General features: G+C 40.9%; 12 protein-coding genes. All 12 read left to right on the top strand.

Going from position 1 to position 14,067, the window contains the following annotated elements; all coding sequences use genetic code 11:
* The first annotated feature begins 288 nt into the window (after positions 1–288).
* The 12 genes from HMPREF3002_RS08895 to HMPREF3002_RS08840 all read left to right on the top strand — a co-directional run bounded on the left by HMPREF3002_RS08895 (position 289) and on the right by HMPREF3002_RS08840 (position 14,029).
* Positions 289–996 (top strand): glucosamine-6-phosphate deaminase, encoded by a 708-nt coding sequence (locus HMPREF3002_RS08895; protein ID WP_070666270.1) that lies wholly within the window; start codon positions 289–291, stop codon positions 994–996.
* Positions 997–1,183: 187 nt separating this feature from the next.
* Positions 1,184–2,530 (top strand): DUF1958 domain-containing protein, encoded by a 1,347-nt coding sequence (locus tag HMPREF3002_RS08890; RefSeq protein ID WP_070666265.1) that lies wholly within the window; start codon positions 1,184–1,186, stop codon positions 2,528–2,530.
* Between the two features lie 70 nt (positions 2,531–2,600).
* Positions 2,601–3,773 (top strand): MFS transporter, encoded by a 1,173-nt coding sequence (locus HMPREF3002_RS08885; RefSeq protein ID WP_070666263.1) that lies wholly within the window; start codon positions 2,601–2,603, stop codon positions 3,771–3,773.
* A 167-nt stretch (positions 3,774–3,940) separates the two neighbouring features.
* Positions 3,941–4,522: an LptM family lipoprotein gene (locus HMPREF3002_RS08880; protein ID WP_070666260.1), complete on the top strand. Its 582-nt coding sequence runs from the start codon at positions 3,941–3,943 to the stop codon at positions 4,520–4,522.
* 73 nt (positions 4,523–4,595) lie between these two features.
* Positions 4,596–5,546, top strand: coding sequence for a competence protein CoiA family protein (locus HMPREF3002_RS08875; RefSeq protein WP_070666257.1), 951 nt, complete (start codon positions 4,596–4,598; stop codon positions 5,544–5,546).
* Between the two features lie 72 nt (positions 5,547–5,618).
* Complete coding sequence (gene pepF, locus HMPREF3002_RS08870) at positions 5,619–7,421, top strand: oligoendopeptidase F (protein WP_049496751.1); 1,803 nt, start codon at positions 5,619–5,621, stop codon at positions 7,419–7,421.
* Between the two features lies 1 nt (position 7,422).
* Positions 7,423–8,142 carry an O-methyltransferase gene (locus tag HMPREF3002_RS08865; RefSeq protein WP_023917675.1) on the top strand — a complete coding sequence of 240 codons (720 nt, stop codon included), beginning with the start codon at positions 7,423–7,425 and terminating at the stop codon, positions 8,140–8,142.
* A gap of 72 nt (positions 8,143–8,214) precedes the next feature.
* On the top strand, positions 8,215–9,159 hold the full coding sequence (gene prsA, locus HMPREF3002_RS08860) for a peptidylprolyl isomerase PrsA (RefSeq protein WP_070666254.1): 945 nt from the start codon (positions 8,215–8,217) through the stop codon (positions 9,157–9,159).
* Positions 9,160–9,412: 253 nt separating this feature from the next.
* Positions 9,413–9,898, top strand: a complete 486-nt coding sequence (locus tag HMPREF3002_RS08855) for an LURP-one-related/scramblase family protein (protein WP_070589439.1) — start codon at positions 9,413–9,415, stop codon at positions 9,896–9,898.
* Between the two features lie 24 nt (positions 9,899–9,922).
* Complete coding sequence (gene alaS, locus HMPREF3002_RS08850) at positions 9,923–12,541, top strand: alanine--tRNA ligase (protein WP_070666249.1); 2,619 nt, start codon at positions 9,923–9,925, stop codon at positions 12,539–12,541.
* 456 nt (positions 12,542–12,997) lie between these two features.
* Positions 12,998–13,171, top strand: a complete 174-nt coding sequence (cas2, locus tag HMPREF3002_RS11360) for a CRISPR-associated endonuclease Cas2 (protein WP_023917684.1) — start codon at positions 12,998–13,000, stop codon at positions 13,169–13,171.
* 531 nt (positions 13,172–13,702) lie between these two features.
* A complete protein-coding gene (locus HMPREF3002_RS08840) occupies positions 13,703–14,029 on the top strand; it encodes a hypothetical protein (protein ID WP_023917686.1) in 327 nt (108 codons plus the stop codon).
* The last annotated feature ends 38 nt before the right edge of the window (positions 14,030–14,067 follow it).

The raw sequence follows: 14,067 nt of genomic DNA, 5'->3' as shown, positions 1-14,067 counted from the left end.
AATTTGTGAGTAGATAGATGGTAGTCCCGACAGCTAAGAGCATCAGGCAAATTCCCATCAAAAAGATCAGGACCTTGAGAATCTTTCTTTGATGAATCAAGAAAGATAAGAGAAAGACAAGGAGTCCGATCAAAAAAATGATGAATAATAGTGATACAATCATACCTTTCATTATATCATGAATCGACTTGAAAATGAAAAAAATGCCAGAAAAAGATAGCGGTTTCACTTGACAAAAATTGGTCTATACCATATAATAAGAGCATAGAGAAATAGGAGGTCTATCCAATGAAAATTATTGAAGTAAAGGACCAAATTGAGGGTGGAAAAGTTGCCTTTGATATATTAAAAGAAACCTTAAAGGAAGGTGCTCAAACCTTAGGTCTTGCGACTGGAAGCAGTCCCCTTGAGTTTTATAAACAAATTCGTGAAAGTGATTTGGATCTGTCTAATCTAATCAGTGTGAACTTAGATGAATACGTAGGGTTGACGGGAGATGATCCTCAATCTTATCGGTATTTCATGGAGAAAAATCTCTTTGATGCCAAACCATTCAAAGAAAGCTATCTCCCATCAGGTGTAGAAGAATCTGCCAATCAAGAAGTAATCCGTTATAACAAAATACTCGAAGACCATCCAGTGGACCTTCAAATATTGGGAATCGGACGCAATGGGCATATCGGTTTTAATGAGCCAGGAACAACCTTTGATAGTCAGACCCACTTAGTTCAGTTGGATGATTCTACCATTGAAGCTAATTCTCGTTTCTTTGATAAGATCGAAGATGTACCAACCCAAGCCATTTCGATGGGAATTGCTAATATCTTAGCTGCGAAATCAATTGTCTTGTTTGCCTATGGGGAATCGAAAGCCCAAGCGATCAAAGGTACGGTAGAAGGTGAAAGGACAGAAAAAGTGCCAGCTAGTGCCCTTCAAGGACATCCAAATGTGACCATTATTGCGGATAAGGAAGCTTTGAGCTTGTTAAGTCGATAAAAAACAGGACCTATCGCCGATTTATTCGGGCCAGATAGGTTTTTTTCTGCTTCAAAGTATGGTACAATACAAGTAATCATCTGCTGGGATTAGCTCTTTTCATCTACTGGGAGACAAGAGGAAAGGGCATGAGGGCTAGAAGCTTGTTTTAGCGCCCAGCGAATATTCTGTTATAAAGGAAAAGTTTATGATAAAAAAATATTTGATCCATATTTGCCTCCTTCTGAGTCTCTTATGCCAGCCAATTCTAGCGAGTGCGGATGAATTGGTGGATATGGCGCAAAAGATGTACCCAAATGACAATGTCCAAGCCATTAACCGTCCACATTCTTCGCTTATTATTGACGGAAATACGGGCAATGTTCTTTGGAAAGACAATATCGATGAAGTCAGAGATCCTGCCAGCATGAGTAAGCTCATGACGCTCTATCTCTTGTTTGAAGATATGGCAAATGGCAAGATCAGTAAGGATACAGTGATCAAGGCGACCGCTTCAGACCAAGCGATCGGAAAGATCTATGAGATCTCCAACAATAATATTGTTGCTGGGGTAGACTACACCATTCCTGAGTTGATTACCATGACAGTGGTTCCATCCTCAAATGTATCGACCCTCATGTTGGCCAATCTCATGTCCAACAATGATCCAGATGCCTTTATCGAGCGCATGAATGCCAAGGCTAAGGAATTAGGGATGACCAATACGGTCTGGAATAACCCGAGTGGGGCAGCCATCTCCACCTTGCAGGGCTACTATCAGGTCAACAATTATCCAAATGATGCGGCCAACCAGACAACTGCGCGTGATTTAGGGATTCTGGTTTATCATTTTATCAATCAATACCCAGATATTTTAAACTATACCAATCAAGCACAAGTCACGGTCAAAAAAGGGACTCCATATGAGGAAACCTTTGATACCTACAATTATTCATTGCCAGGAGCCAAGTATGCCTTGAAAGGTGTGGATGGTTTGAAAACTGGTTCAAGCCCTCGTGGAGCTTTCAACTATATCGCGACCATCAAACGGGGCAATCAGCGCTTAATTGCTGTCATTATGGGCGTAGGAGATTGGGCAGACCAAGATGGGGAATATTACCGTCACCCGTTTGGCAATGCCTTGATCGAAAAAGCCTATAAAGATTTTGGCTATAAAAAATTGCTAGATGCAGGTGTCCAGAAGATTGACGGCAAGACCTATACACTTGAAAAACCCTTCTATGCAACGGTCAAAAAAGGTGCTAAAGAACCGACCCTTGCGGTAAAAGATGGCTATCTGACAGTAGATAATGATCTCTACACGTTGTCTGAAGGTATCCGAGATGATATGAAGGTAGAAGAAGGGGCCAAGCCAGAGCGTGTCAAAGAAACAGCAAGTGGGAAAAAGACAACGGCTAAGCACAGTAAATGGCTTTCGCTGGATCACTTCCTGATCTTGATTCCAATTCTCATTCTTGTCATCATTCTCTCGATTGAAAAACAAAGTCGTGAGAGACGCAAAAAAGAGGCTCAAAAGCGCTATAATAAAGAGTAAAATAAAACCTAACTGATTGTCAGTTGGGTTTTGTCATTGTCTCATTCCGATATTTTTAGAAAGGATTCATATGAAAAAATTCCGAAATTCTTATGCGGCTTATATGTTGCTCTATAGTTTTTATTTTATGTCCACATCTCTCTTTACGACCCTCATTTCCGTCTATTTGATGGGAAAGCACTATAGTGCAACCCAAGTGTCGACCTTGGTATCGGTTGCTTTTTTCTTATCCATGGTAGCCCAACCCTTCTTTGGTTATATCAATGAGCGATTTGGAATCGTAAAAATGACGACCCTCAGTCTGAGTGTGATCATTGGTGGTGTCTTCGGTTTTCTTTGGGCCCCCAATCTCTTTTGGCTGACCGTTTTTTACGGAATTGTTCTAGTCTGTTTGAATGTGACAGCTCCCATGATGGAAGTATTTGCAACGCAAAGTCCATACGCTTTTGGGAAGATTCGCGTTTGGGGAACCATTGGCTACTCGGTCGGTGTCCAAATAGCCGGCTGGGTCTATCATCAGTTTAGCCCCCAAGCTGTTTATTATACGGTTTTGATCACCATTTTACTCAGCATTTTCTGTCTAAGTGCGGTTCGAATGAAGAAAAAAGAGACAGTCGTAGAAAAGGAAAAACACCCTGTCTCTATTCGTCCTCTTCTTCACAATGGACCTTATCTCTTCTTTATTGTGTTGATTGGCTTGGCTTCAGGGGTTGGAAATATTGGTCATACCTATATTCCTGAGCTACTCATGGATAGTGGTCTACCAGTTCATATTGCCTCAACAGTTGTGGCTATCTCCGTCGTAGTGGAAGCTCCCTTGATCTTTTTCTCTGATCGATTCATGGACCACTGGCCTTTACGGGTTTTGATCGCTCTTCCAATCGGGATTATTTTTGCTCAATATGTTGTCTACGCTCTTCCAAGTCCTGTCTTCTTAAAAGTGCTTTTGACTCTTTTAGCCAAGCATACAACAGGGATGGTTTTGATTATGGTCTCCTTACGGTTTATTGCCCAACAGGTGAATGGCAAAGACTTGGTTCTTGCCATGGCTATTGTCCAAGGAGCTCGTTATTTAGGAACCATTCTTTTACAACCTCTCGCAGCCCTCTGTATTGAAAGAGGTGGTTACCAAGTCATGAGTTTCTTTTTAGCAGGGGTTGTAGGGATCGTCTTTTTGCTGAGCTTTGCCTTAAAAATGCCCCAAGGGAAGGCTCACGGCCTTTTTAGTGGCAAAGTAGACTAATAAAATTGTCACAATTGTATGACTAATCATCGAGGAGTTGGACAGAAACACTGATTTCACAGTGTTTTGTCCAACTTTTTTGCTATTATTAAGAACTAGTGATTAATTTGACAATCAAAGTATTCGATGGTAGAATGAGGTAAAATAAATATAAAGGAGACCATTTTATGAAAAAAATGATCTTATCGACAGCTGCTCTTTTGACGATTGTTTCCCTAGCTGCTTGTTCAAACAAACAAGACACAAAGAAGGAAACTTCAAACAGTCAATCAACTACTAAAGTGACGAGCAAATCTGCCAACACTTCAAAAAGCAAGGATACTTCAACAGATTCAGAAGAGACTTCATCTTCTAGCCTCTTAACAGACGCTGAAATCAGCAAGGCTAAAACAGTTGGAGACTTTAAAAAGTTGTTTGCAAAATTAATGGATCAATCTGTTTCTATTACTGAAGAAGCAGGTACTTCTGTGACAGGTTCTGCAAAAGAACAATACGATGCAATGATTAGTACCTTAAAGCAAGGATTAGAAAACCAAAAAGATATCTTTAATGAAGGCTTGGAAAGCATCGGTTCAGATAGCACAGTCGTTCCTAAAGAAGACCGTGAAGCTTTGATCGAAATCTTGAAAGATGCTCGTGAAGAGTTGGAAAGCACTCGTAAAGAAATGAAAGATATGCAGAAAGAATTGAGTAAATCTCCTGTTGCAGATGACGACAGTGATGATTCAGATTCAGATTCTGAAGAATAAAAAGAAGAAAAGGTTGGAATTTCCAGCCTTTTTCTTATTTTTTTTCGAATGATATAGATGAGGAGGTGGGTCTATGTTTATTGCCATGGATAACAATCAAAAGCGGTGGAACTGTATGGAAGAGATCCCAGCTGTGACAGAAGGGCCCTTCTATTGTCTAGCATGTCATAGTCCAGTGCGTCTAAAAAATGGCACGGTAATGCGGGCTCATTTTGCTCATGTAGAATTACAGCATTGTCCCTATCATCACGAAGCTGAGAGTTTTGAACATCTGGAATTGAAAGCTTGTCTTTATAACTGGGCCTCTAAGGAGTCTAAAACAGAGGTAGAAAGTTATTTAGCAGATTTTCAACAAATTGCTGATCTTTTGGTAGTAGACAAGAATTTAGCTTTGGAAGTGCAGTGTAGCTCCCTATCTTTAGAACGCTTGAAGGAGAGAAGCGATGCTTATCGATCCCATGGTTACCAGGTCTATTGGTTACTTGGTAAAAAGTTGTGGCTCAAGAAAAGACTAACAAAGCTGCAGGCTGGCTTTCTTTATTTTAGTCAGAATCGCGGGTTCCATCTTTGGGAATTGGATTTGACAAAGAAAGAGTTACGTCTGCAATACCTCATTCATGAGGATTTACGAGGGCGATTGCATTATCAAACAGAAATTTTTCCTTTTGGCCAAAGGTCTTTACTGGAAGTCTTACGGACTCCTTATCTTTCGCAACCCATGCAGCAAATGGCAGTCGAGCTCGATCGGACATTTTTAACGTATATACAGCAGCAACTCTTTTATCGTCACCCAAAGTGGCTGAAGCTTCAGGAAGAACTCTATTTGCAGGGACACCATCTGATGGAACTGGGGCTGGATTTCTTTTATCCTCTTTGTCGTCCGATCCTTTCACAGAACTTGCTTCAAATTGAAGAGGATGTAGAAGATTACTACCAGCAGTTTATGACCTATTATCAGTCGCAAGGGATCCAACCCGTTCAGATCCTTTATCCCCCACGTTTTTATGCTCAGCAGAAAAGCTAACTTTCTAAGATAGAAATCCTCCCGAAATGTTCATTTTTATGCTAAAATAGTACCATTGGAGGATTAATCGAAATGGTAAAACAACGTAATGAAATTGATGAAAAATACCAATGGGATTTGTCGACAATTTTTGCGACAGATCAAGCTTGGGAAGAAGAAGCAGCAAGCTTAGCTACAGATATTAAAGCAGCAAGCCACTATGCTGGCCATTTGTTGGATTCAGCGCAAACACTGTTGGATACAACCAATGCATATTTGGAATTGAGCCGTCGTTTGGAAAAGGTCTATGTCTATGCTCATATGAAAAATGACCAAGACACACGAGTGGCTAAATACCAAGAATACCAATCAAAAGGTATGTCTCTTTATAGCTTGTTGGGTGAAACCTTTGCCTTCTATGAGCCTGAATTCATGGCCATTACGGATGAGCAATACAAGGCCTTTGTGAGTGAAGTTCCAGCCTTGGAACAATATGGTCATTATTTTGATCGTTTGCTAGAGAAAAAAGAACATGTCTTGTCTCAAAAAGAAGAGGAATTACTTGCAGGAGCTGGTGAGATCTTTGCGGCAGGTGGTGAAACTTTTGAAATCTTGGACAATGCAGATATTGTTTTCCCAACTGTGCATGATGACAAGGGCGAAGAGGTTCAATTAACCCATGGAAACTATATTTCTTTGGTAGAATCAAAAGATCGTGCCGTTCGTAAAGAAGCTTACGAAGGCCTCTACAAGGTTTATGAACAGTACCAACATACCTATGCTAAAACCTTGCAAACCAATGTGAAAGTTCATAACTTTAATGCCAAAGTTCGCAAATTCTCTTCTGCCCGTGAAGCGGCCCTTTCTGAAAACTTTGTACCAGAAAGTGTTTATGATAGCTTGGTGGCAGCGGTCAACAAACACTTGCCACTCTTGCAACGTTATGTGCAATTGCGTTCAAAAATTCTTGGAATCTCAGACTTGAAGATGTACGATATGTATACGCCATTATCCGATACAGACTACAAGTTTACCTATGAAGAATCGTTGGCCAAAGCAGAAGAAGTCTTGGCTGTTTTGGGTGAGGACTACCTTTCTCGTGTGAAACGTGCCTTTAGCGAACGGTGGATTGATGTGCATGTCAACCAAGGAAAACGCTCAGGTGCTTATTCAGGTGGTTCTTATGATACCAATGCCTTCATGTTGTTGAACTGGCAAGATACATTGGATAATCTCTTCACCTTGGTGCATGAAACTGGTCACAGTATGCATTCTAGCTATACCCGTGAAACCCAGCCTTATGTCTATGGGGACTATTCCATCTTCCTTGCCGAAATCGCCTCTACAACCAATGAAAATATCCTGACCGAACGTCTGTTAGAAGAAGTAGAAGACGATGCAACTCGTTTTGCTATTTTGAATCACTTCTTGGATGGCTTCCGTGGAACCGTCTTCCGTCAAACGCAGTTTGCTGAATTTGAGCATGCTATCCATAAAGCAGACCAAGAAGGTACCGTTTTGACTAGTGAGTTCTTAAACAACCTCTATGCAGAGCTCAATGAAAAATACTATGGTCTTTCAAAAGAAGACAACCCTGAGATCCAATATGAATGGGCTCGAATTCCTCACTTCTACTATAATTACTACGTCTTCCAATATTCAACAGGTTTTGCAGCAGCTTCAGCCTTAGCTGAAAAGATTGTTCATGGAACACAAGAAGATCGTGATAAATATATCGACTACTTGAAAGCTGGAAATTCTGATTATCCACTCAATGTCATCCGCAAAGCAGGTGTGGATATGGAAAAAGAAGACTACTTGGACGCAGCCTTTGCGGTCTTTGAACGTCGGTTGAATGAATTTGAAGCCCTAGTAGAAAAATTAGGACTCGCATAAGATGGTAGAGTCTTATAGTAAAAATGCCAACCACAATATGCGCCGGCCAGTGGTTAAAGATGAGATCGTTGACTTTATGCGCACGCGTCAAAAACCGGTAGCAGGTGCCTTGGAGGAGTTAGAAGCATTCGCCCGCAAGGAAAATATTCCGATTATTCCGCATGAAACGGTAGCTTACTTTAGACTACTCCTGCAAGCCCTACAACCAAAGAAAATCCTGGAAATTGGGACAGCAATTGGATTTTCAGCGCTCTTAATGGCTGAAAATGCTCCCGATGCACAAATTACCACTATTGATCGGAATGAAGAGATGATTGGCTTTGCCAAGGAAAATCTGGCTAAATACGATCAGAGAAAGCAAATCACCTTGCTTGAAGGAGATGCGGTAGATGTCTTGCAGGATTTAACAGAGACCTATGACTTTGTCTTTATGGACTCTGCTAAGTCTAAGTACATCGTCTTTTTACCACGGATTCTCGAACTCTTAGAGGTTGGGGGAATTGTGGTACTGGATGATATTTTCCAAGGAGGAGATGTTGCCAAGGACATCATGGAAGTGCGTCGTGGACAACGAACCATTTACCGGGGGCTTCAGAACCTCTTTAATGCGACTCTCAATCATCCAGATTTGACCGCTAGTTTGGTGCCACTTGGAGATGGTATTTTGATGATTCGGAAAAATGCAGAGACGGTAACCTTGCCAGATCCTAGCTCTTTTTAGGTAAATTTAAGGTATTCTCTCTAATTTGTGGTAAAATAGAAGAAGTTTAAAAAGGAACGGAGAATAATTTTCATGAAGAAAAAACTTGTAGCGGGTGCTGTGACCTTGCTATCAGTCGTAACACTAGCAGCGTGTGCCAATGGCACAAACAAAGATATCGTGACCATGAAAGGGGACACGATCACAGTTTCTGATTTCTATAATGAAATCAAAACCAACCAAGGTGCTCAACAAGTTCTTTTCCAAATGACAATCAATAAAGTCTTTGAAAAAGAATATGGATCAAAAGTTTCTGATAAAGAAGTCGATAAAGAATTGGCTAAACAAAAGAAACAATTGGGGAACCGATTCGATGCTTACTTGGCGCAACAAGGCTTGACGGAAGAAACAGCGAAGAAACAAATCCGTAGCAATATGTTGTTAGAATATGCAGTCAACCAAGCTGCTAAGAAAGATATCAAAGAGTCTGACTACAAGGCAGCTTTTGAATCTTACACACCAGAAGTAACAGCACAAATTATCAAGTTAGATTCAGAAGACAAAGCAAAAGAAGTGTTGGAAGCAGCTAAAGCGGAAGGTGCAGACTTTGCCCAAATCGCCAAAGACAATTCGACAGATACTGCTACAAAAGACAAAGGTGGCGAAGTCAAGTTCGATTCAGGAACAGCAGATATTCCATCTCAAGTCAAAGAAGCTGCCTTTAAGTTGGATGAAAATGGGATTTCAGATGTGATCACAGTTTCAGCAGGTCAAAACTATTCTGCTAGCTACTATATTGTCAAATTGAATAAGAAGACAGAAAAAGGTTCTGACTGGAAGAAATACGAAAAACGTTTGAAAGAGATCATTGTTGACGGTCGTAAGCAAGATACCAACTACATCCGTAGCATTATTGCAAAAGCGATGACCAATGCTAATATCAAGGTCAAAGATGATGCCTTCAAATCAACATTTAACCAATATTTGCAAAATATCGGTGTTCAAACGAGCGATAGCAAATCATCATCTAAAAAATAGTTGACGGTTCCTTTTGGAACTTGTATAATGAAATAGTTGAGAATAAATCATTGTTACTCGGAATCAGAGAAGTGGCGGGGGTGCGAGCCATGGAAGAGAAATGATTTTGCTACTCGGCTGAGACAATTGCATATAAAATGAAGAATGACAAGTTCATTGAATGAAGGTGGTACCGCGGTTTTTCGCCCTTCGTTTAGTGGCTTGTTTTTTGTTTATGGGCAGTTGTCTGGAGCTTTTTAAAGGAGATCAAAAGATGCGAACCTATCAAGTGAAACAAAAATTTCGATTGGGTGGCGAGCGGTTCGATATCAAAGATGAGTTGGGAAATGTTGAGTACCAGGTTGAGGGATCTTTTCTTAAGATTCCCAAGACTTTTACCATCTACGATAAGAATGGACAAGAAGTGAGCCACATCGTTAAAAAAACAATCAGCCTTCTTCCTAAGTTTGTGGTTGAGTTGAAGGATGGGGACCGCTTTTTTATCCATAAAAAACTGACGCTCTTCAGGGATAAATACGATATCGAAGATTTGGGACTTCGGGTACAAGGAAATATCTGGGACCTAGAATTCAAATTATTCGATGATCGGGATCAAATCGTCGCTGAGATTAGCAAGGAACTCTTTCATCTAACCTCTACCTACCAAGTATCGGTCTATGAGGATGAATACGCTGATTTAGTCATCTCACTTTGTGTCGCCATCGATTATGTCGAAATGTTAGAAGCTGGCGCAAATTAAGCTTAAAAAAATTAGGAGAAAAATATGAAACAATTATCTAGTGCACAAGTCCGTCAAATGTGGCTTGATTTCTGGGCAAGCAAAGGTCACTCTGTAGAACCATCTGTTAGCTTGGTTCCAGTAAACGACCCAACGCTTTTGTGGATTAACTCAGGGGTTGCCACTCTTAAGAAATACTTCGACGGAACCATCAAACCTGAAAATCCACGGATTACCAATGCTCAAAAAGCCATCCGTACCAACGATATCGAAAACGTAGGGAAGACTGCCCGTCACCATACCATGTTTGAAATGTTGGGGAACTTCTCTATTGGAGATTACTTCCGTGATGAAGCCATTACGTGGGCTTATGAGCTTTTGACAAGTCCGGAATGGTTTGATTTCCCTAAAGACAAACTTTACATGACCTATTACCCTGACGACAAGGATTCATACAACCGTTGGATCGCTGTTGGTGTAGATCCAAGTCACTTGATCCCAATCGAAGACAATTTCTGGGAGATCGGTGCGGGACCTTCTGGACCAGATACAGAAATCTTCTTTGACCGTGGAGAAGCCTTTGACCCTGAAAACATCGGTCTTCGTCTGCTTGCGGAAGATATCGAAAACGACCGTTACATCGAAATCTGGAACATTGTCTTGTCACAATTTAACGCTGACCCAGCAGTTCCTCGTAGCGAATACAAGGAATTACCACACAAGAACATTGATACGGGCGCAGGTTTGGAACGTTTGGTAGCCGTTATCCAAGGGGCGAAGACTAACTTTGAAACAGACCTCTTCATGCCGATCATCCGTGAAGTGGAAAAGATGTCTGGTAAAACCTATGATCCAGATGGCGATAACATGAGCTTCAAGGTGATTGCTGACCACATCCGTTCGCTTTCATTTGCGATTGGTGATGGGGCTCTTCCAGGTAATGAAGGACGCGGTTACGTTCTTCGTCGTCTCCTCCGTCGTGCTTCCATGCATGGTCAAAAATTGGGGATTGAAGGAACCTTCTTGTATAAATTGGTTCCAACCGTTGGGAAGATCATGGAAAGTTACTACCCAGAAGTACTTGAAAAACAAGACTTTATCGAAAAAATTATCAAGAGTGAAGAAGAGTCATTTGCTCGTACTTTGAATTCTGGTCAACACTTTGCCCAAACCATCGTTGAAGACTTGAAAGCCAAAGGTCAAACAGTGATTGCTGGTCAAGATGTCTTTAAACTTTATGATACATACGGATTCCCAGTAGAATTGACAGAAGAAATCGCTGAAGAAGCTGGAATGACAGTCGATCGTGAAGGTTTTGAAGCAGCCATGAAGGAACAACAAGAACGTGCGCGTGCATCTGCTGTCAAAGGTGGATCTATGGGGATGCAAAATGAAACCCTTCAAAACATTACAGTTGAAAGTAGCTTCAACTACAATGCTAGCCAATTGCCTTCTAAGTTGGTGGCTATCGTAGCGGACAATGCAGAAGTAGAGGCTGTTTCAGAAGGAACTGCATCACTGATCTTTGCAGAAACTCCATTCTACGCTGAAATGGGTGGACAAGTTGCGGACCATGGTCAAATCTTGGATGCTGCAGGAAACGTCGTAGCGACGGTGACAGATGTTCAAAAAGCACCAAATGGACAACCACTCCATACGGTTGAAGTTCTTGCTCCTCTTGCCTTGAACCAAGAATACACCTTGGCTATCGATACCAATCGTCGTCATCGTGTCATGAAGAACCACACTGCGACTCACTTGCTCCATGCGGCTCTTCACAATATCCTTGGTAACCATGCAACCCAAGCAGGATCTCTCAACGAAGTAGAATTCCTTCGCTTTGACTTTACCCACTTCCAAGCCGTGACTCCAGAAGAATTGCGTGCTATTGAGCAACAAGTCAATGAAAAGATTTGGGAAGCGATCGCAGTCGAAACGATTGAAACAGATATCGATACTGCTAAAGAAATGGGAGCTATGGCCCTCTTTGGTGAGAAATACGGTAAGGAAGTTCGCGTAGTCACTATCGGGGACTACTCTGTTGAGCTCTGTGGTGGTACCCACGTAGGCAATACTTCTGAAATTGGTCTCTTCAAGATTGTCAAAGAAGAAGGGATCGGATCAGGAACTCGTCGTATCTTGGCAGTGACTGGTAAGGAAGCCTTCGAAGCATACCGTGAACAAGAAGACGCACTGAAAGCAGTAGCAGCAACCTTGAAAGCACCTCAACTTAAGGAAGTCCCTCACAAGGTGGAAGGTCTTCAAGAACAACTCCGTCAATTGCAAAAAGAAAATGCAGAATTGAAGGAAAAAGCGGCAGCAGCTGCAGCAGGAGATGTCTTCAAGAATGTTCAAGAAGCAAACGGCCACCGTTACATTGCCAGCCAAGTTTCTGTATCAGATGCAGGTGCTCTTCGTACCTTTGCGGATAACTGGAAACAAAAAGATTACTCTGACGTCCTTGTTCTTGTCGCAGTAATCGGTGACAAGGTCAACCTTCTCGTAGCTAGCAAGTCTAAAGACATCCACTCAGGTAACTTGGTTAAAGAATTGGCTCCAATCGTCGATGGACGTGGTGGTGGAAAACCAGACATGGCCATGGCAGGAGGAAGTAACCAAGCGAAAATCCAAGAATTGTTGGATGCCGTAGCAGGTAAATTGTAATCTAGAGAAGACCTACCCTCGGGTAGGTCTTTTTGCTTGTGTATTTTTTTATATATGGCTTGACTACTTTTGAAAACGTGATAAACTAATATCCTTTATCCATTGAGGAGGTGTTAGGACATGAGTGGTTTTTTCGTACAAAAGTCGGACTATGTTTTAGGTCTATCTGAATACAGAATTATCGTGAAAAATGGGAATGGTGAAATTTTCAGGGAGAGCTAGAAAAGGAGCTATTTGAAAAAGAGGAGGATGATGCTGTCATATGAACAGATGAGGGAAGTGAAATCTTTATCCGAGGTATGAGGGAAAGGATGCTGGAAAATCATCCATATGTTCAAGGTATAGCAAACGTTACAGTTTTTTCTATACTGCTGATCAGCAAATCAAAAGCTTGATCAGATCGTTTGAGGAGCTAGGTCCTCAATCTTATCGAACATGTGATACAGGAGATAAATAATGGGATTATTCTATCGTTTATCAGGAGATGAGAAAGAGTTCGCCAAGAAAAAGTCTCTCTTTTGCTCGATTATCTACGATATCACCAGCATTAAACGGAGCTTGAAATTGGCTAAACTTCTAGAGGTATTTGGTATTCGAGTGCAACGCTCTTGTTTTGAGGTTGATTTATAGTTAGAGGTCTCTAGTTATCAGCTTTTACTTGGTGCTCGTCAAAATTCTTATGATGCCAAGCAAGAGGACAACAATATCATCTATGTCGGTAGTTTGGAGGAAACCGTTCGTTTGAATGGGGTGAGAGATCAATAGAACGTGAAGATTGTTTGTTCTTCTAGCTGAAAGCTCTAGTAAAATATGGTATACTTAGGATTGTTTCCAGGTAGGAACTATACTGTGTGTTGATTCCCTTTTTGGGATGCAGCATATGAAGTAGGCCCCCCTAACCCTTGATAGTGGATTGAAAGAGCTCAAATTCCTTCTACGTTTGATGAAAGTTATGGAGGGCGTAAAGGTTCAAAATACAGCTTAATGACTGATGTTATACGCTTGCAATACATTCAATGTATCTATTATTCTGATATTGTCAGAGAAGCATCAGGGAGCTATAGGAAACAAGTTAATTCCAAGTTTTCATCTGATACAGAAGAGAAAATTATTGGTGAAATTATTAAATATTTAGACGATGAGTTATAAGAAAGGAATAAAATGGGAAGATTTAATAGAGCATTACTCAATTTACTATGTTTTGGGATTTTCTTTAGTACAATAGTCATTATGTTCATTTTCAAGGCTGGAAATGACCTATCTAATATCTATGATAGATTAGAGAAAGAGAAACAAGAGCAGATAGTGAAAAACCCTAATCCACAAGATCGTGAAATTGTTGGAAAAACTGATGATGGTGAATACTTACAATTCATCTTGTGGGATGAATACAACCAAAAAGAACACAAAATACACGTTCACCCCAGTGACTATGATATTTATAAAATAGGGGATATCTATTATACTGATAAAAACACAATTCATTAAAATCAAGGAGAAACTAAAAATGAAAAACACTAAAAAAC

Source organism: Streptococcus sp. HMSC065E03 (assembly GCF_001815045.1).
GTDB lineage: Bacteria > Bacillota > Bacilli > Lactobacillales > Streptococcaceae > Streptococcus > Streptococcus parasanguinis_AD.
Note: the sequence above shows the minus strand (reverse complement) of the source record. Positions and strands in the feature narration are given on the sequence as shown.